This window comes from Klebsiella sp. C283 (assembly GCF_048822555.1).
Lineage (GTDB): Bacteria > Pseudomonadota > Gammaproteobacteria > Enterobacterales > Enterobacteriaceae > Klebsiella > Klebsiella quasipneumoniae.
This window is the reverse complement of the sequence record NZ_JBMEZS010000004.1, coordinates 330525-353325: the sequence shown is the minus strand read 5'-3', so window position 1 is coordinate 353325 and position 22801 is coordinate 330525. Positions and strand designations below refer to the sequence as shown.

The window sequence follows — 22801 nt, the reverse complement described above, 5'->3', positions numbered from 1 at the left end:
ATTTTGCGTCGTTCAGAATCAGGTGGCAAAAAAAAACACTGCCGGGGCAGTGTTTTTTATCCCGCTTCCAGCCAAGGGATAACCGGCGGCGGTAGAGGACAGTTTACGAGCGGCTCAGGACTCGACGCGCTTCGTTGTAGCGCTTTTTCCAGTATGGCTCATCCATGCTGGAGATGGTCACTCCGCTGCTGGTAGAGGCGTGAACAAACTGGTTGTTGCCGAGGTAGATCCCGACATGGCGGCCGGTAGAGCCGGCGCGGAACAGAACCAGATCGCCAGTACGCAGCTGGGTACGGGAAATCGATTTTCCGGTTTCCTGCTGTTCAGAAGTTGAACGCGGCAGTTCCAGACCAAATTGTTCGCGGAAGGTGCGCTGCACGAACGCCGAGCAGTCGATACCTTTGCGAGTGCTGCCGCCGAGGCGGTAACGCACGCCTTTCCAGCTGGCATACTGATCCATTAAACGGGACTTCACGTCCAGGTTACGGACCATCGTTTCAAATTCATCCTGAGAGGCTTGCAGTGATGATAAATCGCCACTACCCACAGCATGCGTCTCAGAATGCATATTCCTGGCGGTACTTGTTGAACTACACGCGGAAAGCAGAACCGCTACTGCAATCGCGGGGGCTACCCGCAAGATGTATCTCAAAATCGGCTGAGATTTGACCATGCTGTTTATTTTCCCTTGTTGTCCTTAACGACAATGTCGTTATAAAAAATGCCAAACGTGTTAGAGCCTAAATACCCATCCGCAATGAGACAATTCCTTAAGCTTAAATTTGTGCAGTCACGCACAATTTTATTCAGGGCCTGAATTAATGTTGCGGAAAAGGCAAAACGAGAACGAGATTACCCTATCAAACGCCGCATGGCGAGCGGTTTTGCGCGATTTCTTATAAGTATTTTGGTGACAAAAAGTGAATCATCGGGAAAGGTCAAAATTGCGGCAATTCCGGGCAAAAAACAGACAATTCCTTCATTTGTCACGGGATTAATGTGACCAGAAGATGAACGCGATGTTGAAAAAAAGGAAAATTGAAAAAAGGGACCCAAAAGGTCCCCTTATAGATAATGCCCCTGGCGGCTGCCCACGGCTTTATTTGGCCGATAATCCGCCGGGTAAGTAGCGATCGAAAAAGGCGATCAGTTTATCGCTCAGCGGCGTCATCAATACCCAGGGCGCGCCAATCAGCACGGCGGTCAGAGAGCCGACAGCAATATCGCTGAACCAGTGGGCGCCAATCATCACCCGCGGGAAAGCAAAGACCACAAATATCACCAGCGCCACGGCCAGCGCGCGGCGGCCAAAATAGCGCCACATAAAGCTCGCGAAGATCAGCAGCATCATCCCATGATCGCCGGGGAAGCTGTCCTTGGAAGCATCCTTAGTGGGGAAGTTAACGACGTCGCTGACGCGGGTGACACCGTTAAAAAACAGCGACGGACTGGCGCGCTGAACCGGCATCAGGTGCTGCGCCAGCTGGTTGATGATCACCGCCGCCAGCAGCATTACCACGCCCATAATAGCGATCTGACGACGGCCTGCCGCCGGCGCCTTGAGCCAGTAGCTGAGCATCAGGCAACCCATCGCCAGCAGCGAGCAGGCGTCGAAGGCGCGATTGTTGATGATCGCCAGCAGCCAGGCGTAAGCGCGTCTGACGCTGACGCCATGGTTAAAGAAATGGAAGATCGCGGCGTCTACCGGCGCCCACGCGCCGTGGTTGGCTGGCAGATACCAGGAGCAAAATAGCGCCACACCCGCGAAGTTAAGCAGCAGGATTAAAGGAATTCGGTTTTTCATCATAGCCATTGCGATTTTGTGACAGTCGGCGGCAACCTTAGCCGCCTTAACTTAAACGAAGCCTCAACAATGAGGTCTGGAGCGCGTTCCAGTCGGCTTCATGGGCGGAGATAAGCTCGATGCGGCTATCGGGCGGGGCGACGCTAAGGGTCTCGATATGCAGATCCTCGCCCTGGCGGTTGATCCGCACCGCCCCTTCGGCAATGCGCAGCACACCTTTGACGCGCGCCACCGGCGCCAGCCGGGCCCACTCCAGCAGGGCGATGGTGTCAAAGACCGTTTCCGCGTCGAAGATCCAGCCGCAGGCCTGATAGCCCTGGCCGCTGTTAAGATGGCGGCGCCAGCGCTGGTGTTCCGCCAGACTAAGGGCGGCGAGACCGGCTGTGGGGGGATGGCGGTGGGCGTGCTCCGCGCTCGCCGGCAGCGGGGCGGTATTGCGCCGCGGTTCATCAAGCAGGGCCAGGTCGATATTACCCTGGGTCGCCGACACCTGGCGGCGATCGCCGCCCCAGCGTTGCCACCAGTCGACAAACGCCTGAGCGCTTTCGGGCGTTTCCCGATCGCTTTTATTGGCCACGATGATATCCGCCGCCGCCAGCTGGTCGCGAAAGTTGTCGTTGTTGACCGCTTTCTCGTCCAGTAGCTGACGCGGATCGAGAATGCACAGGGTCGCGCGCAGATCGATCCAGGGTTCATACACCGCCGCGGTGAGGATATCGAGGATCTGCTTTGGATGGCCAAGTCCGGTGGGCTCAATCAACAGACGATCGGGTTTCCCCTGGCGCAGCAGGGTATTCAGCCCGACCTGCATCGGCAGGCCATTGACACAGCACATGCAGCCGCCGGGGATCTCCTTGAGCAGGGCGCCGCTGTCGGCCAGCAGGGCGCCGTCTATCCCGACTTCGCCAAACTCGTTAACCAGTACGGCCCATTTTTCATCCGCAGGCTTCTGCGCCAGCAGATGAAGAATCGAGGTCGTCTTACCGCTGCCGAGAAAGCCGGTGATCAAATTGGTTCTGGTCACTCTTTTCTCCAGGATAAATGTAATGTTGTAACAGTTACGTCTATCCTGACGAAAAAAGAGGGAAAAGAGAAGTCCTGAGGCGGACAGAAGGAAATTCTGTCCGCATAAGCGCAAATATTGTTAAGAATTGAGCGCGCGGGCAACCGCCTCGCGGGCGCCGTGCATCGCCAGCTGCTGCCAGGCGGCGCGGATCCCGGCGACAAACTGCGCGTTGCGCGGCAGGTCGCGGCCAAATATTTCCTCCAGACCCAGCAGGGCGTCAACGCGCTGCTGCTCATCGCTCTGCGCCACCCGCTGCTGGATCTTGTCCACCAGCGGATCGCGGACGTCGATGGCCTGACCGGCATCGTCCGTACCGCTGACGTAGCGCATCCAGCCGGCTACGCCGAGGGCCAGCAGCGGCCAGCGGCTGCCGCGCTCAAGATGCACGCGAATACCGTCGAGCATACGCTGGGGCAGCTTCTGGCTGCCGTCCATGGCGATTTGCCAGGTACGGTGTTTGAGCGCCGGGTTGCTGAAGCGCGCGATCAGGCTGTCGGCATAGGCCGCCAGATCGACGCCGGTAATGGTCAGCGTCGGGGCCTGTTCGTCAAGCATCAGCTGGCGGGCGGCGCGGCGGAAGACCTCATCCTGCATGCAGTCGCTGACGTGCGCATGACCTGCCAGATAGCCAAGCCAGGCGAGGAAAGAGTGGCTGCCGTTGAGCATCCGCAGCTTCATCTGCTCCCAGGGCAGCACGTCGTCGGTCATCTGCACGCCCGCCGTCTCCCAGGCGGGGCGCCCGGCGACAAAGTGGTCTTCGACCACCCACTGAATGAAGGGTTCGCAGCTGATGGCGCAGGGATCTTCCACCCCCAGCACGGCGGCGATTTCCGCCAGCGACTCCGCGGTGGCGGCGGGAACAATGCGATCCACCATGGTGCCCGGGAAGCTGACGTTGTCGGCGATCCAGCTCGCCAGCGCCGGACTGCGTTTTTCCGCCATGCCGAGGACGGCATTTTTCACCACGTGGCCGTTGTCGGGAATGTTATCGCAGGAGAGCACGGTAAAGGGCGGCAGGCCCCGTTCCCGGCGGCGGGCCAGCGCTTCAACTAAAATACCGGGAGCCGACTGCGGCAGCGTCGGATTTTCCAGATCGTGAACGATACGCGGATGCGTCGGATCCAGCTTGCCGGTCGCCGGATCGATGCAATAGCCTTTTTCCGTGATGGTCAGCGAGACAATCGCTACCTGCGGCTCGCAAAATTTCTCGATAATCGCCGCCAGCGAATCGAGCCTGGCGTTCAGGCATTCGTGCACCGCGCCGATAACAATGGGCTGATTACCGTCGGCGCCTTTTTCCAGTACGGTAAACAGGTGGTCCTGTTCGCGAAGCTGGCTCATCAGCGTATCGCCGCTGAACAGACTGATTTCGCAGATCCCCCAGTCGCCGCCGATGTTATTCAGCACGCGATCGGTCAGCAGCGCCTGGTGCGCGCGATGAAACGCGCCAAAGCCGAAATGGACAATACGCGAGCGGAGCTGGCTGCGATCGTACTGAGGACATTGCACGTTTTCCGGTAGCGTAGCGGTTGCAATTGTTGTCATTCTTTACACACCTGTTTAACTGCTTATTAACATTGCCAGTCTAAAGTTATATGACAGGAAATTAAATTGGTAAGCCGAAATTATCCGCTGACTGTGAGCTGGATCAATCAATGCGCCGGCTCTGTTTGCAGCCTGACGAGAAACATGTATGGTAGTCGTCATGATTGTCGCCATTATTGGTATAACAACTTTTGTGAGGGCATAGCGATGGAGCAAACCTGGCGGTGGTATGGGCCGAACGATCCGGTATCGCTTGATGATGTACGACAGGCGGGGGCGACCGGGGTCGTCACTGCGCTGCACCATATTGCAAACGGTCAGGTCTGGCCGGTCGACGAGATTAAAGAGCGTCAGGCGCTGTTAGCGGCGAAAGGGCTGACCTGGTCGGTGGTCGAAAGCATTCCGGTGCACGAGGATATTAAAACCCACAGCGGGCAGTATGCGACCTGGATTGCCAACTATCAGCAGAGCATCCGCAACCTCGCGGCCTGCGGCATCGATACCGTCTGCTACAACTTTATGCCGATCCTCGACTGGACGCGCACCGATCTGGAATATGAGCTGCCGGACGGCTCCCGGGCGCTGCGTTTCGATCAGATCGCCTTCGCCGCCTTTGAACTGCATATCCTCAAACGCCCGGGGGCGGAAGCGGATTACAGCGAAGAAGAGCAGCGCCAGGCCGAGGCGTATTACAAGGCGATGAGCGAAGCGGACATTGAGAAACTGACCCGCAATATCATCGCCGGCCTGCCGGGGGCGGAAGAGGGCTACACCCTCGACCAGTTCCGCGCGCGCCTGGCGGAATATGACCACATCGATAAAGCGCAGCTGCGCGAAAATATGGCCTATTTCCTGCGGGCCATCGTACCGGTGTGCGAAGAGGTGGGGATCCGACTGGCAGTGCATCCGGACGATCCGCCGCGGCCGATCCTGGGCCTGCCGCGTATCGTGTCGACCATCGAAGATATGCAGTGGCTGAAAGAGACAGTGGACAGCATCAATAACGGCTTTACCATGTGCACCGGATCCTATGGCGTCCGCGCCGATAACGATCTGGTGAAGATGGTGGAAACCTTTGGCGATCGCATCCACTTTACCCATCTGCGCGCCACCTGCCGCGAGGCGAACCCGAAAACCTTCCACGAGGCGGCGCACCTTAGCGGCGACGTCAATATGGTGGCGGTGGTGGATGCGATTCTGCGTGAAGAGCAGCGGCGTAAACAGGCCGGCGATCTGCGCCCGATCCCGTTCCGTCCGGATCATGGTCATCAGATGCTGGACGATCTGCGCAAGAAAACCAACCCAGGCTATTCGGCGATTGGCCGTCTCAAGGGGATGGCGGAAGTGCGCGGCGTGGAGCTGGCGCTGAAGATGACCAAATACCCTGAACTGCTGTAATCGCGGCAACGGGGATAACAAAAAGGACAGCCAGCGGCTGTCCTTTTTTCTGGTCAACTCGTCACGGAAAATTAATCCGCGCGGCCCATATAGCGGCACTCTTCGATATGAATGCGGATTTTCTCACCGGTGGTCAGGTATTCCGGCACCTGAATCACCAGGCCGGTGCTCATGGTGGCGGGCTTGGTGCGGGAGCTGGCGGATGCCCCTTTAATACCCGGCGCGGTTTCGATAATTTCCAGGTCCACGGTCTGCGGCAGCTCAAGCGCCAGCAGCTGGCCGTCCCAGGTCAACACCTGCATATCCGGCATGCCGCCTTCCGGAATAAACTGCAGCTCTTCTTCGATCTGCTCTTTCGTGAAGGTGTAAGGGGTGTAGTCTTCTTTATCCATGAACACGTATTCGTTGCCATCGACATAGGAGAAGTCAACGAAACGGCGGGTCAGGGTCACGGTATCGACGATATCGTCGCCTTTGAAGCGCTCTTCTACTTTCAGGCCGGTACGCACATCGGAGAAGCGCATTTTATACAGTGTCGCAGCACCGCGGGCGCTGGGTGACTGAATATCGATATTTTTTACAATCAGCAGCTTGCCGTTGTAATTCAGCACCATACCTTTTTTAATTTCATTCGCTCTTGGCATTGCAGTAATCCTGTCACTTAACGAGTCAAAAATATCGCGTAAAACTACTCGCGCCCGGGCGTTCAGGCAAGTGGAATTCGCGAGTTTTGCTATCTTCTGGCAAAACGTTTAGGCTGTGGCGCAAAATGAGCGTTTGGGAGCTGGGTTGTGGAATGTCGTACTGATTGTGGCGCATGTTGCATCGCCCCCTCTATATCCTCGCCGATCCCCGGCATGCCGCAGGGCAAGCCGGCCAATACCCGCTGTATTCAGCTCTCCGAGCACAATCTGTGCCTGATTTTCGGCTCCCCACTGCGTCCGAAGGTGTGTGCCAGCCTGCAGCCCTCGCCGGAGATGTGCTTTACTCATCGTGATGACGCCATCACCTGGCTGCTGGAGCTTGAGCTGGCCACCGCGCCCTGAGCTTAAAGCAGCAAATGAGACAGGTTTTTGATATGTGTATACCGATTATTTTGCCCATGTGTCGATTATGCGCAAGGTGCTGCTGCGCATGACCAGCTGGCTGCATTATCTCTATCTGGATCACTAATCTCCACTGCCCGGCTCCGGCCGGGCAACCTTATCTATACGTCTCTGATCCGCCACATGCAGGCCTGGGTGGCGATCCCCATAACCAGCGCTATCCAGAACACCGCATGATAGCTCCAGATCTCTGCCACCACGCCCGCCAGTGAGCCGGCGATGATCCAGCCGACGCGGGTGGTATTGGTGTAGAGGGTGGTGGCCGCGCCCGCCTGCCCGGGCATCAAATCCTGGAAATAAAGCATGCCAATCCCGGCGAGGATCCCGATATAGATGGCGTTCAGCACCTGCATCGCCAGCAGCAGCGCCGGCGTATGCACCGTCAGCATGCCCACATAAAACAGCACTCCAGCCACCGCGGAAAGGCGCATCAGAAAGCGTTTACCGAAGCGCCGGGCGTAGTAACCGGCAATCAGCATGGTGGGAATTTCCAGCCCGGCGGCGGTCCCCATCATCAGGCCGGCCAGCTTCTCCGGCAGATGCAGCTCGTTAATGATAAACAGCGGCATATTAATGATGTACAGGCTGTTGGTGCCCCACATCAGCGTGCAGATGCTGAACAGCAGCAGCGCATCGCGGCGGTGCGTGCGCGGGGCTTCCAGCCGGCCAGTCGCCACCGCCTTCGCTTTGCGCATGCTGGGCAAGAACAGCCAGACCATGATCCCGCAGACGATAAACGCCGCCGCGGCGCTGAGGTACATCGCGGTAAAGCCAAACCCCATCGCCAGGGCATAGGCCAGCGGGGGACCAATCACCCATGCCAGCGAGACCTGGGCGCGCAAAATGGAGCTGAACATCACCGCTTCGCGGCCGGTTTTGTCGGCATGCTCGCGCGCGAGGGCGAACATCTGCGGGTTGGCGGTCGAACCAAAGCTGCTAAGGAATACGCCGATGAACAGCAAAATGAAATAGTTCCGGTTCCAGGCAAACAGCACGCAGGCCAGCACCCCCAGCAGGCAGCAGACGACAATCAGCTGCTTGCGATCGCCCTGACGGTCAGAACGTCCGGCGAGGAACTGGCTGACCAGAATGCCGATGACGGCGCTGCCGGTAAAAAAGAAACCCACCATCGCCGGGCGGACATGCACTTCATTGGTTAGAAACAGGCTCAGGGTCGGCGTCTGCAACGCCCCGGCAATGCCCGTCAGAAAGGCGACGATCAGGAAGGCGGAAGAGGTGACATCGAACCCGCGTCGGGGGAGGGCGGCGCTTCGGTTTTCCATGTGTTTGGTTTTCTGTAGTTTCAGGAGACGGCGCGGAGTTTACGCCTGCTGGCTGAAAATAAACAGTAGTATGGCACGAATAATTAAAAAGGCGTTTCAAAATAGAGGGTTCAGCAAAAAGCTGACGTTTACCGCGGCCAGGCGCCAGGGCTTCAGCAAAAGTGTGCAGTACCTCTAAGTTCTGCAATCAAGTCGCTGACGTACCTTGCGCGTTGAGCAAGAAAGGTACAGAATTCTTGAAACGTTTCAGCGTCATTCGGCATATCGTTCACCGTCAGATGGCGCCTTTTTTCTCAAGTTAGCTGAAACGATTCAATTCAGCAGGAGAGGAGAACCATGTTCCAGTTATCTGTGCAGGATATTCATCCCGGCCAGCAGGCCGGTAATAAAGAAGAGGCCATCCGGCAGGTCGCCGCCGCGCTGGTCAGCGCCGGCAACGTGGCCGATGGCTACGTGAACGGCATGCTGGCGCGCGAGCAGCAGACCTCGACCTTCCTCGGCAACGGGATCGCGATCCCGCACGGCACGACGGATACGCGTGACCAGGTGCTGAAGACCGGCGTTCAGGTGTTTCAGTTCCCGCAGGGCGTCACCTGGGGCGAAGGGCAGACCGCCTATGTGGCGATCGGGATTGCCGCCAGCTCAGATGAACACCTCGGCCTGCTGCGTCAGCTGACCCATGTGCTGAGCGATGACGCGGTCGCCGCCCAGCTGCAGTCCGCCACCACCGCGGAAGAGCTGCGGGCGCTGCTGATGGGGGAGAAGCAGAGCGAAGCGCTGAAGCTGGACAACGAGACCCTGAGTCTCGACGTCGCGGCCAGCGATCTGCTGACCCTGCAGGCGCTGAACGCCGCGCGTCTGAAAGAAGCAGGCGCTGTGGATTCCGCCTTCGTTAGCCACGTCATTAACGATACGCCGCTGAACCTCGGTCAGGGCATCTGGCTGAACGACAGCGCCGAAGGCAATCTGCGCAGCGCCGTGGCGGTCAGCCGCGCCGCCACCGCCTTCACCCGCGACGACCAGCCGGTTTCCCTGTTGGTTACGGTGGCGATGACCGACGATCAGCCAACCGCGGTGCTGAACCGCCTGAGCAAGCTGCTGCTGGACAAGAAAGCTGACCATCTGCTGAAAGCCGACGCCGCCACCGTGCTGGCGCTGCTGACCAGCGACGACGCGATTGCCGAAGATGTGCTGAGCGCCGAATTCGTGGTGCGCAATGAGCACGGCCTGCATGCCCGTCCGGGCACCATGCTGGTCAACACCATTAAACAATTTTCCAGCGACGTCACCGTCACTAACCTCGACGGTTCCGGCAAGCCGGCCAACGGCCGCAGCCTGATGAAGGTCGTGGCGCTGGGTGTGAAAAAAGGTCACCGTCTGCGCTTTACCGCGCAGGGTGAGGATGCGCAACAAGCGCTGGATGCGATTGGCGAAGCGATCGCCGCAGGCCTTGGGGAGGGCGCATAAATGAGCAGACGTGTAGCAACCATTACTTTAAACCCGGCGTACGATCTGGTGGGCTTCACCCCGGAGATCGAGCGCGGTGAAGTGAACCTGGTGCGTACCACCGGCCTGCACGCCGCCGGGAAAGGCATCAACGTGGCGAAAGTGCTGAAAGATCTTGGCATTGACGTCACCGTCGGCGGCTTCCTGGGGAAAGACAACCAGGATGGCTTTCAGCAGCTGTTCAGCGAGCTGGGGATCGCCAACCGTTTCCAGGTGGTGCAGGGGCGGACCCGCATCAACGTTAAGCTGACGGAAAAAGATGGCGAAGTGACCGATTTCAACTTCTCCGGCTTTGAAGTGACCCCAGGCGACTGGGAACGCTTCGTCAACGACTCCCTGAGCTGGCTGGGGCAGTTCGATATGGTCTGCGTCAGCGGCAGCCTGCCGTCCGGCGTCAGCCCGGAAGCCTTTACCGACTGGATGACCCGTCTGCGCAGCCAGTGCCCGTGCATCATTTTCGACAGCAGCCGCGAAGCGCTGGTTGCCGGACTGAAAGCGGCGCCGTGGCTGGTGAAACCGAACCGTCGCGAGCTGGAGATCTGGGCTGGCCGTAAGCTGCCGGAGATGAAAGACGTTATCGACGCCGCCCATGCGCTGCGCGAGCAGGGGATCGCCCACGTGGTGATTTCCCTGGGCGAAGAGGGCGCGCTGTGGGTGAACGCCTCCGGCGAGTGGATTGCCAAACCGCCTTCAGTCGAAGTGGTCAGCACCGTTGGCGCCGGCGATTCGATGGTCGGCGGCCTGATTTACGGCCTGCTGATGCGTGAATCCAGCGAGCATACCTTGCGCCTGGCGACCGCCGTCGCTGCCCTGGCCGTCAGCCAGAGCAACGTCGGGATCACCGACCGTACCCAGTTGGCCGCGATGATGGCGCGCGTCGACTTACAACCCTTTAATTGACAGCAGGAGAGGCATAATGAAAACGCTGCTGATTATTGATGCCGGACTCGGACAGGCGCGCGCCTATATGGCGAAAACCCTGCTGGGTGCCGCAGCGCCAAAAGCGCACCTTGAACTGATTGATAATCCGAACGACGCCGAACTGGTGATTGTTCTCGGGTCGGCGCTGCCCACTGACAGCGCGCTGAACGGCAAACAGGTCTACCTCGGCGATATTAATCGCGCCGTGGCGCACCCGGAGCTGTTCCTCAGCGAAGCTAAAGGCCACGCGACGCCGTACGCGGCGCCTGCCGCCGCGGCAGTCCCGGCGGCCACCGGCGGACCGAAACGTATTGTCGCGGTCACCGCCTGTCCGACCGGCGTTGCCCATACCTTTATGGCGGCTGAAGCCATTGAAACCGAAGCGAAAAAACGCGGCTGGTGGGTGAAAGTGGAAACCCGCGGCTCCGTCGGCGCGGGCAATGCTATCACCCCGGAAGAGGTGGCCGAGGCGGATCTGGTGATCGTCGCCGCCGATATCGAAGTCGACCTGGCGAAATTCGCCGGCAAGCCGATGTATCGCACCACCACCGGTCTGGCGCTGAAGAAAACCGCCCAGGAGCTGGACAAAGCGGTGGCTGAAGCCAAACCGTACCAGCCTTCCGGTAAACCTCAGGCTGCTGGCGAAGGTAAAAAAGAGTCGGCGGGCGCCTACCGCCACCTGCTGACCGGCGTCTCCTACATGCTGCCGATGGTGGTGGCGGGCGGCCTGTGTATCGCGCTCTCCTTTGCCTTCGGGATCAAAGCGTTTGAAGTGAAAGACACCCTCGCGGCGGCGCTGATGCAAATCGGCGGCGGCTCGGCCTTCGCGCTGATGGTGCCGGTGCTGGCGGGCTTTATCGCCTTCTCCATTGCCGACCGTCCGGGTCTGACCCCGGGTCTTATCGGCGGTATGCTGGCGGTCAGCGGCGGCTCCGGCTTTATCGGCGGGATCATTGCCGGTTTCCTTGCCGGTTACGTGGCGAAAGCCATCAGCACTAAGCTGAAACTGCCGCAGAGTATGGAAGCGCTGAAGCCGATCCTGATCATTCCGCTGGTCTCCAGCCTGATCGTGGGCCTGGCGATGATCTACCTGATTGGTAAACCGGTCGCCGGTATCCTCGCCTGGCTGACCCACTGGCTGCAAACCATGGGCACCGCCAACGCGGTTCTGCTGGGCGCGATCCTCGGCGCGATGATGTGTACCGACATGGGCGGCCCGGTGAACAAAGCGGCCTATGCCTTCGGCGTTGGCCTGCTGAGTACCCAGACCTACGCGCCGATGGCGGCGATCATGGCGGCCGGTATGGTGCCTCCGCTGGCGATGGGTATCGCGACGCTGGTTGCCCGCAATAAGTTCGACAAAGGGCAGCGGGAAGGGGGTAAAGCCGCGCTGGTTCTCGGCCTGTGCTTTATCTCTGAAGGGGCGATTCCTTTTGCCGCCCGTGACCCGATGCGCGTGCTGCCTTGCTGTATCGTCGGCGGCGCGGTAACCGGCGCTATCTCGATGGCGATTGGCGCGAAACTGATGGCGCCGCACGGCGGGCTGTTTGTTCTGCTGATCCCGGGGGCGATTACGCCAGTGCTGGGTTACCTGCTGGCGATTGTTGCCGGGACGCTGGTGGCGGGCCTCTCCTACGCGGTGCTGAAACGCCCGGAAGCGCAGGTAGCGGAAGTCGAAAAAGCGGCATAATTTCTCCGCAATAAAAAAGGGCCGACTGTTCGGCCTTTTTTTATGTCTCTATTTACGCCACTTCGGCGATCTGCTGCGCCCGCAGCCAGGCTATCTCTTCCGCCCAGATATCCGGGTTGATGGTTTCCAGAATCAGCGGAATGCCGTCGAAGCGGTTGTCCTGCATGATCCAGCTGAAGCAATCGTGGCCGATGTTGCCTTCCCCCAGACTATGGTGACGGTCGACCCGGCTGCCGAAGGCGCTCTTGGCATCGTTGAGATGCATGCCGCGCAGATACTGAAAGCCGACGATACGGTCGAAGTCGGCAAAGGTCTTCTCGCAGGCTTCGGCGCTGCGCAGGTCATAGCCGGCGGCGAAGGCGTGGCAGGTATCGATGCAGACGCCGACGCGGGTTTTATCTTCCACGCCGTCGATGATGGCCGCGAGGTGCTCGAACTTAAAGCCCAGGTTGCTGCCCTGGCCGGCGGTATTTTCGATAACCGCGGTGACGCCTTCGGTCTTCGCCAGCGCGATATTGATCGATTCGGCGATGCGCGCCAGACACTCTTCCTCCGGGATCTGCTGCAGATGGCTGCCGGGGTGGAAGTTGAGCAGCGTTAGCCCCAGCTGCTGACAGCGGGTCATCTCATCGATGAAGGCGTCACGGGATTTTTCCAGCGCCTCTTCCACCGGGTGGCCGAGGTTAATCAGGTAGCTGTCGTGCGGCAGGATCTGTCCGGGGCCAAAGTGATACTTTTCACAGGCGGCTTTGAATTCGGCGATGGTCTGGTCGCTGAGCGGCGCGGCGCGCCACTGGCGCTGATTTTTGGTGAAGAGGGCGAAGGCGGTTGCTTCGATTTCGGCGGCGCGAATGGCGGCATTGGCCAGTCCACCTGAGGCGCTCACGTGCGCTCCTACGTATTTCATAAAAAAACTCCAGTTAAAGCCGCTGGGGGGTGGGTAATGATAGCGGCTTAACTGGAGAAAGATGTAGTGCTTTATGCCATCAGGCTGTGGATGGCGACGTTAATGGCCCCGCCGCCGACAATCAACCAGACGAACAGCATCAGCGCCATCAGCAGCGGTTTCGCCCCGGCTTTTTTCAGGGCGCTGACGTGAGTGGTCACCCCAAGAGCGGCCATCGCCATCGCCAGCAGGACGGTATCCAGCGTCACCAGCATCTCCACGACCGCTTTCGGCAGCAGATGGAAGGAGTTAAACACCGCCACCAGGATGAACATAATGGCAAACCACGGAATGGTGATTTTGCTTTTCTCGCCGTTACCTGCCGGGGTCAGCTGTTTAACACGCGCCGCCAGGAACAGCAGGAACGGGGCCAGCATCATCACGCGCAGCATTTTAGCGATAACCGCGGCGTTCTCCGCATCCGGGCTAACCGCATGGCCGGCGGCGACGACCTGCGCCACTTCATGCATGGTGGAACCCATATAGATCCCGTAGGTCTCCGGGGTAAACCAGTGCGCCAGCAGCGGGTACATCGCCGGGTAGAGGAAGATGGCGATGGTACCGAAGATCACCACCGTGGCGACGGCGACGGTCACTTTACTGGCTTCAGCTTTGACCACCGGCTCGCTGGCGAGCACTGCCGCCGCGCCGCAGATGCTGCTGCCGGCGCCGATCAGCCAGCTGGTGTGCTTATCGAGCCCAAACACTTTCTGGCCCAGGAAGCAGGCGATGAAAAAGGTGCTGGAGAGCGTCAGAACGTCAATCAAAATACCGCTCACGCCGACGTCGGCAATCTGGGCGAACGTCAGGCGGAAGCCGTAGAGGATGATCCCCAGGCGCAGCAGATGCTGTTTGGCGAAGATCACCCCGCCGTCGCAGGGCTGCCAGATTTTCGGATAGACCGTGTTACCGACGACCATCCCGAACAGGATAGCGAGGGTCAGGGCGCTGAAGCCCGCCCCGGCGATGGCCGGGAAGCTACCGGCCCACAGGGCGGCGCCGGTCAGGGCGGCGGTCAGCGCCAGGCCTGGGACAAAATGCCACAGGGACCGATGTTTGGTGGGTAAAGTGAGTGCTGTCATAACCTTCTCCTTTGTCTGCCTAAAGGTTACGCCGCGCGGGATTAAATATAAAATTGATTATATGGTTATAATCAATCGTAATAAGTGGTTAATGGCCGCTTCGCCGGGGATAACGGGGCAGGGGAGTGAGGCGCGCAAGCGAGCTGCTCTTGTCAGCAAGACGATGATTTTGTGACGTAAGGGGATTTTCCTTCCGTCAGCCGCCTCGATTTGTGTCACCATAGTAAGGAAGGTTATTCAGACTGGATTACTAAACGGGTGGGTTATGCATATTACGCTGCGGCAGCTGGAAGTGTTCGCCGAAGTCCATAAGAGTGGGTCGACCACTCAGGCGTCACAGATGCTGGCGCTTTCGCAATCGGCGGTCAGCGCCGCGCTGACCGATCTGGAAGGGCAGCTTGGTGTACAGCTGTTCGACCGCGTCGGCAAGCGGCTGGTGGTCAATGAGCATGGACGGCTGCTCTATCCGCGCGCCCTGGCGTTGCTGGAGCGGGCCCTGGAGATCGAGCAGCTGTTTCGCGGCGACAACGGGGCGATTCGGGTCTACGCCAGCAGCACCATCGGCAACTATATTATGCCGGAGATCATTGCCCGCTATCGCCATGACTTCCCGGATCTGCCGGTTGAGCTGAGCGTGGGCAACAGCCTGGACGTGATCAACGCCGTTGCCGACCTGCGGGTGGATTTCGGGCTGATCGAGGGGCCGTGCCATGCCGCCGATATTATCGCCGAACCGTGGCTGGAAGATGAGCTGGTGGTGTTTGCCGCGCCTGACTCGCCGCTGCTGGCGGGGGAGGTGACCCTGCAGCAGCTGGCCGAGGCGCCGTGGATCCTGCGCGAGCATGGGTCTGGCACCCGGGAGATTGTCGATTACGTTCTGCTGTCGCATCTGCCGGCGTTTCATCTGGGGATGGAGCTGGGCAACTCGGAGGCGATCAAACACGCGGTGCGCCATGGGCTGGGGATCAGCTGCTTATCGCGGCGGGTGATTGCCGAACAGCTGGCCTCCGGCACGCTGGCGGAGCTGAAAGTGCCGCTGCCCCGGCTGACGCGCACGCTGTGGCGGATCCACCACCGGCAGAAGCATATTTCCAAAGCATTACAACGTTTTCTACAGTATTGCCAGGTGTAGCGATCCGGCGTTATCGCCTGATAAAGGGGGGGAATTTGCTGGCAATTCCGCAGGTTAGTGCTTTACTAATAATTTGCGGTCGATCATGAAGCTCTCTTATAACTTTGCATTTGTACCGGATGGAACCCCGATCGTCTGCTACAATCGCGCCTCATTTTTTGGATGGATAGCATTATCACATGGTTTCGGAAACTAAAACCACAGAAGCGCCCACGCTACGTCGTGAACTAAAGGCGCGCCACTTGACCATGATCGCCATCGGCGGTTCCATCGGTACGGGTCTTTTTGTTGCCTCTGGCGCAACGATTTCGCAAGCAGGTCCCGGCGGGGCGCTGCTGTCTTATATTCTGATCGGTCTGATGGTCTATTTCCTGATGACCAGCCTGGGCGAACTGGCGGCGTTTATGCCGGTGTCCGGTTCCTTCGCCACCTACGGGCAGAATTATGTTGAAGAGGGCTTCGGCTTCGCGCTGGGCTGGAACTACTGGTACAACTGGGCGGTAACGATCGCCGTTGACCTCGTGGCCTCGCAGCTGGTGATGAGCTACTGGTTCCCTGACACCCCAGGCTGGATCTGGAGCGCCTTGTTCCTCGGCATTATGTTCCTGCTGAACTGGATCTCGGTGCGCGGCTTTGGCGAGGCGGAATACTGGTTCTCGCTGATCAAAGTGGCCACCGTCATTATCTTTATCATCGTCGGCGTGATGATGATTGTCGGCATCTTCAAAGGGGCGCAGCCTGCCGGCTGGAGCAACTGGGGGATCGCGGATGCGCCGTTTGCCGGCGGCTTCTCGGCGATGATCGGCGTGGCGATGATTGTCGGCTTCTCCTTCCAGGGCACCGAGCTTATCGGTATTGCCGCCGGTGAGTCTGAGAACCCGGAAAAGAACATTCCACGCGCGGTGCGCCAGGTCTTCTGGCGTATCCTGCTGTTTTACGTCTTCGCGATCCTGATTATCAGCCTGATCATTCCGTATACCGATCCGAGCCTGCTGCGCAACGACGTTAAAGATATCTCCGTCAGCCCGTTCACGCTGGTCTTCCAGCACGCCGGTCTGCTGTCGGCGGCGGCGATCATGAACGCCGTTATCCTGACGGCCGTTCTGTCGGCGGGTAACTCGGGGATGTACGCCTCTACGCGTATGCTGTATACCCTGGCCTGCGACGGCAAAGCGCCGCGCATTTTCTCGAAGCTGTCGCGTGGCGGCGTACCGCGCAACGCCCTGTATGCGACCACCGTTATCGCGGCGCTGTGCTTCCTGACTTCGATGTTCGGTAACCAGACGGTGTACCTGTGGCTGCTGAACACCTCGGGGATGACGGGCTTTATCGCCTGGCTGGGGATTGCCATCAGCCACTATCGTTTCCGTCGTGGCTTCGTCCTGCAGGGTAACGATATTAATAATCTGCCGTATCGTTCCGGGTTCTTCCCGCTGGGGCCGATCTTCGCCTTCGTGCTGTGCCTGATCATCACCCTCGGACAGAACTACGAAGCGTTCCTCAAGGACACCATTGACTGGGGCGGCGTGGCGGCGACCTACATCGGTATTCCGCTGTTCCTCGTCATCTGGTTTGGGTACAAACTGGCGAAAGGCACCCGCTTCGTTCGCTACAGCGAAATGACCTTCCCGGACCGCTTTAAGCGTTAATCTTCGCTATTGTGCGATAAAAGCCCTCTGAAAAGAGGGCTTCATCGTGCTGGCCAGGTGCAATCTTCAGGAATTGCCCGGCGGCGCTGCGCTTACGCGTGCCTACAGATATTTGCGTAACTGTTTGATATTTCAACTTTTCGTAGGCCGAGTAAGGCGAAAGCCGCCACCCGGCAGACATATGGGTACAATAACGAAAACAGGTTTGCATCATCCGGAAGCCCTCTGAAAAGAGGGCTTTTTTTATGTCCACACGGTTACAGCCTGACACAATTCTTCATAATTAGATTGATAATAGAAATCATTATCTTTATCATTTCCGACCATTGCGGATGAAGCCACTCCCCCCGTCTCTGCCATGTGTACAGACTGACATCGGGCGACCAGCCACATCGACGAGAAAACAGCGCGAGTCTACCGCCGACAGAGCGGCAGGCCGCCAGCGCGTGTGAGCAGCACCTTTTTGTTTGTTTGGTTGTACACCTCATGGAGATTTGGAATGTTCAGGTTAAACCCTTTTATCCGGGCGGGATTGTCTGCGTCCGTCGTATCGTTGGCGTTTCCGGCCCTGGCCGATGTGAATGAAGAAACGCTGGTGGTGACCGCCTCGGCCACTGAACAGAGCGTCAAAGACGCACCGGCGAGCATCAGCGTCATCACCCAGCAGGATTTGCAGCGCAAGCCGGTGCAGAACCTGAAAGACGTACTGCGCGATGTGCCCGGGGTCCAGCTCACCAACGAAGGGGATAACCGCAAGGGCGTCAGCATTCGCGGTCTGAGCAGCAGCTATACCCTGATCCTTGTCGACGGGAAACGCGTTAACTCCCGGAACGCCGTCTTCCGCCACAATGACTTCGACCTGAACTGGATCCCGGTGGATGCCATCGAACGTATCGAGGTGGTGCGCGGCCCGATGTCCTCCCTGTACGGCTCCGATGCGCTCGGCGGCGTGGTCAACATTATTACCAAAAAAATCGGCCAGAAATGGACCGGGACGCTGAGCGCCGATACCACCATTCAGGAACACCGCGACCGTGGCGATACCTGGAACGGCCAGTTCTTCACCAGCGGCCCGCTGATCGACGGCGTGCTCGGGATGAAGGCCTACGGCAGCCTGGCGAAGCGCGCCAAGGACGATCCGCAGTCTTCCAGCAATGCCGCCGGCGAAACGCCGCGCATCGAGGGCTTCACCAGCCGCGATGGCAATGTTGAATTCGCCTGGACGCCGAACGACAACCACGATTTCACCGCGGGCTATGGCTTTGACCGCCAGGATCGCGACTCCGATTCCCTTGACCGCAACCGCCTTGAGCGTGAGAACTACTCTCTGAGCCATAACGGACGCTGGGAGATGGGCAACAGCGAGCTCAAGTTCTACGGCGAAAAGGTGGATAACAAAAATCCGGGGCAGAACGGCACCATCACCTCGGAAAGCAATGCCATCGACGGCAAGTATGTCCTGCCGCTGGACATGATTAACCAGCTGGTGACCTTCGGCGGCGAATGGCGCCACGACAAGCTGAAAGATCCGGTCAACCTGAGCAGCGGCGGCCAGTCGACCTCAGCCAGCCAGTACGCCCTGTTTATTGAAGACGAATGGCGCATCATCGAGCCGCTGGCGCTGACCACCGGCATTCGTATGGACGACCATCAGACCTATGGCGATCACTGGAGCCCGCGCGCCTATCTGGTGTATAACGCCACCGATACCGTCACCGTCAAAGGCGGCTGGGCGACGGCGTTTAAAGCCCCGTCGCTACTGCAGCTTAACCCCGACTGGACCACCAACTCCTGCCGCGGCTCGTGCAGCATCATCGGTAACCCGGATCTGAAGCCGGAAACCAGCGAAAGCTTCGAGCTTGGTCTCTACTATCGTGGGGAAGAGGGCTGGCTGCAGGATGTTGAAGGCAGCATCACCACCTTCCAGAACAATGTCGACGATATGATTGATGTTCTGCGCACCTCCAGCGCCAGCGAAGCGCCGGGCTACCCGAACTTTGTCGGCTGGAAAACCGTCAACGGTAAGCGCGTGCCGATCTTCCGCTATTTCAACGTCAACAAAGCGCGCATCAAAGGGGTGGAGACCGAGGTGAAGATCCCGTTCGGCGATGAGTGGAAGCTGACGGTGAACTACACCTACAACGATGGTCGCGATCTGAGCAACGGCGGCGACAAACCGCTGCAGACGCTGCCGTTCCATACCGCCAACGGCACGCTCGACTGGAAACCGCTGGACGACTGGTCCTTCTACGTGACGGCCAACTATACCGGCCAGCAGCGCGCGGTGAGCGCCACCGGCAAAACCCCGGGCGGCTATACCCTGTTTGACGTCGGCGCGGCGTGGCAGGTCACCAAGAATGTGAAACTGCGCTCCGGGGTGCAGAACGTGGGCGATAAAGATCTCAACCGGGACGACTACAGCTATACCGAAGAGGGCCGTCGCTACTTTATGGCCGTGGATTATCGCTTCTGATCGTTGGCGCTTAACGATGGCCTGCGCCGCGACGTGGATTCGCGGCGCAGGTTGCGTTTAGTTAAAGAGATGCTGCGCGTGGAAACGCAGATGGTCTTCGATAAACGAGGCAATGAAGTAGTAGCTATGATCGTAACCGGGCTGGATGCGCAGCGTTAACGGCCAGGCCTTCTGCCGCGCGACCTCCGCCAGCACCGCGGGCTGCAGCTGTCCGGCGAGGAACGGATCGTTATCGCCCTGATCGATAAGCGTCGGCACCGCGTCCGCCGGCTGGCTGGCCTGCATCAGGGCGCAGCTGTCCCAGGCGCGCCATGTCGATTCATCGGCGCCAAGATAGGCGGTAAACGCTTTCTTGCCCCACGGCACCTGGGAGGGATTGACGATTGGCGCGAAGGCGGAGACGCTGGCGTAGCGGCCGGGATTGGTGAGCGCCATGATAAGCGCGCCGTGACCGCCCATCGAGTGGCCGCTGATGGCGCAGCGTTCGCCGACGGTAAACTCGCTGCGGATAAGCGCGGGCAGTTCGTCGCGCAGGTAATCGTACATCCGGTAGTGCGCCGACCACGGCGCCTCGGTGGCGTTCAGGTAGAAGCCAGCGCCTTGCCCCAGATCGTAACCGTCATCGTTGGCCACCTCGTCACCGCGCGGGCTGGTATCCGGCATCACCAGCGCGATGCCCAGCGCGGCGGCAATGCGCTGAGCGCCCGCCTTGGTGGTAAAGTTTTCATCGTTACAGGTCAGCCCGGACAGCCAGTACAGCACCGGCGGCGGCGCTTCGCGCTCAGGCGGTAAAAAAATGCTGAACGTCATGGCGCAGTTCAGGACAGGGGAGTGATGACGCCAGCGTTGTTGCCGGCCGTCAAAACAGCGATGCTCTTCAAGCAGTTCCATGCAAGGCTCCTCGGAAGGGATGTGCGCGTAAACGTTCATAATACAGATATTTCATTAGCCGGTGAGCAACTTTCACTTTCTCCTTTTGAGAACTTACTGCATCATTAATGCAACTTATAGCCAACATGCCGGTGTAGCGATGGCGCTTATGGATGCGTACAGCGGTTGGATCATTCCGGATTCGGCGATAGGGATTTGGCGTCGCGCCTGAGGCGTGGCTTCGCGCCTTAATAAAAGGCAGCGCCAATTTCAATAATTATCGTTACGGCTACTGGATTCTGTGCGCCACCTCACGCACAATGAATACAAACTTTGCCCCCAGAAAAAGCAAAGAGCGCCACACCTGCAGGAGAAACCCAAATGTCATCACTGAGTAAAGAAGCCGTCCTCGTTCATGAAGCGCTGGTCGCTCGTGGGCTGGAGACGCCGATGCGTGCGCCAGTACAAGAAATTGATAACGAAACACGCAAGCGTTTGATTACCGGTCATATGACCGAGATTATGCAACTGCTGAATCTGGATCTGAGTGATGACAGTCTGATGGAGACCCCGCATCGCATCGCCAAAATGTATGTCGATGAGATCTTCTCCGGACTGGATTACTCCCGTTTCCCGAAAATCACCGTCATTGAAAACAAAATGAAGGTCGATGAAATGGTCACCGTGCGCGATATCACCCTGACCAGCACCTGCGAACACCACTTTGTCACCATCGATGGTAAAGCGACGGTAGCCTATATCCCGAAAGATTCGGTGATCGGCCTGTCGAAAATCAACCGCATCGTGCAGTTCTTCGCCCAGCGCCCGCAGGTCCAGGAGCGTCTCACGCAGCAGATCCTGATCGCGCTGCAGACGCTGCTCGGCACCAGCAACGTGGCGGTATCCATTGACGCGGTGCATTACTGCGTGAAAGCGCGCGGCATCCGTGACGCGACCAGCGCCACTACCACCACCTCCCTCGGTGGCCTGTTCAAATCCAGCCAGAATACCCGCCAGGAATTCCTGCGCGCAGTACGTCACCACAACTAAAACGGAGCAGGGTACATGGAGAGAAATGTCACGCTGGACTTTGTCCGCGGCGTCGCCATCCTCGGTATCCTGCTTCTCAATATCAGCGCCTTCGGCTTGCCGAAGGCCGCTTACCTCAATCCGGCCTGGTCAGGAAGCGCGACCCTCAGCGACGCCTGGACCTGGGCGATCCTTGACCTGCTGGCGCAGGTGAAGTTTCTTACCCTGTTCGCGTTGCTGTTTGGCGCCGGTCTGCAGCTCCTGCTCCCCCGCGGCAAACGCTGGATCCAGTCGCGGCTGACCCTGCTGGCGCTGCTTGGTTTCATTCACGGTCTCTTCTTCTGGGATGGCGATATTCTGTTGGCTTACGCCCTGGTGGGGCTGGTGAGCTGGCGCATGGTGCGCGAGGCGCAGCATGTTAAATCGCTGTTTAACACCGGGGTGGTGCTCTACCTCACCGGTATTGCGGTGCTGGTCCTGCTGGGGATTATCTCGGGGACGGCCGCGAATCGCTCCTGGGTACCGGACGCGGCCAATCTGCAGTATGAGCAGTACTGGAAGCTGCACGGCGGCATGGAGGCGGTCAGCAACCGGGCGGATATGCTGTCGGACAATCTGTTGGCGCTCGGCGCGCAGTATGGCTGGCAGCTGGCGGGGATGATGCTGATAGGCGCGGCGCTGATGCGCAGCGGCTGGCTGAAAGGGCAGTTCAGCCAGCGTCACTATCGGCGCACCGGCGCGCTGCTGGTGCTAGCCGGGATGGCGGTGAATGTGCCGGCTATTGTCGCCCAATGGTATCTGGCCTGGGACTATCGCTGGTGCGCGTTCTTACTGCAGGCGCCGCGTGAACTGAGTGCCCCGCTGCAGGCTATCGGCTATGCCTCGCTGGCCTGGGGCTACTGGCCGCAGCTCTGCCGTTTCCGCCTGGTGGGGGCTATCGCCTGCGTCGGACGCATGGCGCTGAGCAACTACCTGCTGCAGACCCTGATCTGCACCACCCTGTTTTATCATATCGGGCTGTTTATGCGCTTCGATCGTCTGCAGCTGCTGGCCTTTGTTCCCCCCATCTGGGCCGTCAACCTCCTCGTATCATCACTCTGGCTGCGCCGCTTCCGCCAGGGGCCGGTGGAATGGCTGTGGCGTCAGTTAACCCTGCGTGCGTCAGGGACATCATTGAAAGACACATCCAGATAACGATCTCGATCACAATCATTAACAAAACGGATGTAAACGTTTCCAGCCGTGTGACCTCACTCACGTAGCGGACCGCGGGTCGCTGCCAGAATAGCCTCCTTGCTGAG

19 protein-coding genes and 1 pseudogene are annotated in these 22801 nt (G+C 59.0%); 11 read left to right on the top strand and 9 right to left on the bottom strand.

Going from position 1 to position 22801, the window contains the following annotated elements; translation table 11 throughout:
* Positions 1 to 103: 103 nt before the first annotated feature.
* From mepS to ACOI7Z_RS09860, 4 genes are all read right to left on the bottom strand, one after another.
* A complete protein-coding gene (mepS, locus tag ACOI7Z_RS09875) occupies positions 104 to 673 on the bottom strand; it encodes a bifunctional murein DD-endopeptidase/murein LD-carboxypeptidase (protein ID WP_004201653.1) in 570 nt (189 codons plus the stop codon).
* Between the two features lie 426 nt (positions 674 to 1099).
* The gene (locus ACOI7Z_RS09870; RefSeq protein WP_420702185.1) at positions 1100 to 1813 is read right to left on the bottom strand and encodes a phosphatase PAP2 family protein; all 714 of its coding nucleotides are present in this window, start codon (positions 1811 to 1813) and stop codon (positions 1100 to 1102) included.
* A 37-nt stretch (positions 1814 to 1850) separates the two neighbouring features.
* On the bottom strand, positions 1851 to 2828 hold the full coding sequence (locus ACOI7Z_RS09865) for a CobW family GTP-binding protein (protein ID WP_023290457.1): 978 nt from the start codon (positions 2826 to 2828) through the stop codon (positions 1851 to 1853).
* A gap of 120 nt (positions 2829 to 2948) precedes the next feature.
* Complete coding sequence (locus ACOI7Z_RS09860) at positions 2949 to 4415, bottom strand: mannitol dehydrogenase family protein (protein ID WP_137916366.1); 1467 nt, start codon at positions 4413 to 4415, stop codon at positions 2949 to 2951.
* Between the two features lie 207 nt (positions 4416 to 4622).
* Between ACOI7Z_RS09860 and uxuA the strand changes: the two genes are divergently transcribed.
* Positions 4623 to 5813, top strand: a complete 1191-nt coding sequence (gene uxuA / locus ACOI7Z_RS09855) for a mannonate dehydratase (protein WP_023290455.1) — start codon at positions 4623 to 4625, stop codon at positions 5811 to 5813.
* A 71-nt stretch (positions 5814 to 5884) separates the two neighbouring features.
* On the opposite strand, the gene yeiP is transcribed toward uxuA, so the two are convergent.
* Positions 5885 to 6457, bottom strand: coding sequence for an elongation factor P-like protein YeiP (gene yeiP / locus ACOI7Z_RS09850; RefSeq protein WP_002912951.1), 573 nt, complete (start codon positions 6455 to 6457; stop codon positions 5885 to 5887).
* Between the two features lie 147 nt (positions 6458 to 6604).
* Between yeiP and ACOI7Z_RS09845 the strand changes: the two genes are divergently transcribed.
* Both ACOI7Z_RS09845 and ACOI7Z_RS09840 read left to right on the top strand, forming a co-directional pair.
* The gene (locus tag ACOI7Z_RS09845; RefSeq protein WP_023290454.1) at positions 6605 to 6859 is read left to right on the top strand and encodes a YkgJ family cysteine cluster protein; all 255 of its coding nucleotides are present in this window, start codon (positions 6605 to 6607) and stop codon (positions 6857 to 6859) included.
* Between the two features lie 34 nt (positions 6860 to 6893).
* Positions 6894 to 6986 (top strand): annotated as a pseudogene (locus ACOI7Z_RS09840) (hypothetical protein); the annotation flags it as partial.
* Between the two features lie 34 nt (positions 6987 to 7020).
* On the opposite strand, the gene setB reads toward ACOI7Z_RS09840, so the two are convergent.
* Complete coding sequence (gene setB, locus ACOI7Z_RS09835; protein WP_137916365.1) at positions 7021 to 8202, bottom strand: sugar efflux transporter SetB; 1182 nt, start codon at positions 8200 to 8202, stop codon at positions 7021 to 7023.
* Positions 8203 to 8538: 336 nt separating this feature from the next.
* Between setB and fruB the strand changes: the two genes are divergently transcribed.
* The 3 genes from fruB to fruA are packed head-to-tail and all read left to right on the top strand — an operon-like array spanning position 8539 to position 12319.
* Complete coding sequence (gene fruB, locus ACOI7Z_RS09830) at positions 8539 to 9669, top strand: fused PTS fructose transporter subunit IIA/HPr protein (protein WP_023290452.1); 1131 nt, start codon at positions 8539 to 8541, stop codon at positions 9667 to 9669.
* Complete coding sequence (fruK, locus tag ACOI7Z_RS09825) at positions 9670 to 10608, top strand: 1-phosphofructokinase (RefSeq protein WP_002912941.1); 939 nt, start codon at positions 9670 to 9672, stop codon at positions 10606 to 10608. It abuts the gene before it with no gap.
* A gap of 16 nt (positions 10609 to 10624) precedes the next feature.
* Positions 10625 to 12319: a PTS fructose transporter subunit IIBC gene (gene fruA / locus ACOI7Z_RS09820; protein ID WP_044524221.1), complete on the top strand. Its 1695-nt coding sequence runs from the start codon at positions 10625 to 10627 to the stop codon at positions 12317 to 12319.
* A gap of 52 nt (positions 12320 to 12371) precedes the next feature.
* Here the strand turns inward: fruA and nfo are convergent, their stop codons facing one another.
* Both nfo and ACOI7Z_RS09810 read right to left on the bottom strand, forming a co-directional pair.
* Positions 12372 to 13226 (bottom strand): deoxyribonuclease IV, encoded by an 855-nt coding sequence (nfo, locus tag ACOI7Z_RS09815; protein ID WP_023290450.1) that lies wholly within the window; start codon positions 13224 to 13226, stop codon positions 12372 to 12374.
* 71 nt (positions 13227 to 13297) lie between these two features.
* On the bottom strand, positions 13298 to 14347 hold the full coding sequence (locus ACOI7Z_RS09810; RefSeq protein WP_060590045.1) for a YeiH family protein: 1050 nt from the start codon (positions 14345 to 14347) through the stop codon (positions 13298 to 13300).
* Positions 14348 to 14612: 265 nt separating this feature from the next.
* Between ACOI7Z_RS09810 and yieE the strand changes: the two genes are divergently transcribed.
* From yieE to cirA, 3 genes are all read left to right on the top strand, one after another.
* Positions 14613 to 15479, top strand: coding sequence for a DNA-binding transcriptional regulator YeiE (gene yieE, locus ACOI7Z_RS09805; RefSeq protein ID WP_004201638.1), 867 nt, complete (start codon positions 14613 to 14615; stop codon positions 15477 to 15479).
* Positions 15480 to 15658: 179 nt separating this feature from the next.
* Complete coding sequence (locus ACOI7Z_RS09800; RefSeq protein WP_023290447.1) at positions 15659 to 17128, top strand: amino acid permease; 1470 nt, start codon at positions 15659 to 15661, stop codon at positions 17126 to 17128.
* Positions 17129 to 17627: 499 nt separating this feature from the next.
* On the top strand, positions 17628 to 19601 hold the full coding sequence (cirA, locus tag ACOI7Z_RS09795) for a catecholate siderophore receptor CirA (RefSeq protein WP_121935848.1): 1974 nt from the start codon (positions 17628 to 17630) through the stop codon (positions 19599 to 19601).
* Between the two features lie 57 nt (positions 19602 to 19658).
* Here cirA and fghA read toward each other — a convergent pair whose 3' ends face one another.
* A complete protein-coding gene (gene fghA, locus ACOI7Z_RS09790; RefSeq protein WP_087849512.1) occupies positions 19659 to 20492 on the bottom strand; it encodes an S-formylglutathione hydrolase in 834 nt (277 codons plus the stop codon).
* A gap of 360 nt (positions 20493 to 20852) precedes the next feature.
* Between fghA and folE the strand changes: the two genes are divergently transcribed.
* On the top strand, positions 20853 to 21521 hold the full coding sequence (folE, locus tag ACOI7Z_RS09785; protein ID WP_023290444.1) for a GTP cyclohydrolase I FolE: 669 nt from the start codon (positions 20853 to 20855) through the stop codon (positions 21519 to 21521).
* A 15-nt stretch (positions 21522 to 21536) separates the two neighbouring features.
* On the top strand, positions 21537 to 22694 hold the full coding sequence (gene yeiB, locus ACOI7Z_RS09780; RefSeq protein WP_087849511.1) for a DUF418 domain-containing protein YeiB: 1158 nt from the start codon (positions 21537 to 21539) through the stop codon (positions 22692 to 22694).
* The last annotated feature ends 107 nt before the right edge of the window (positions 22695 to 22801 follow it).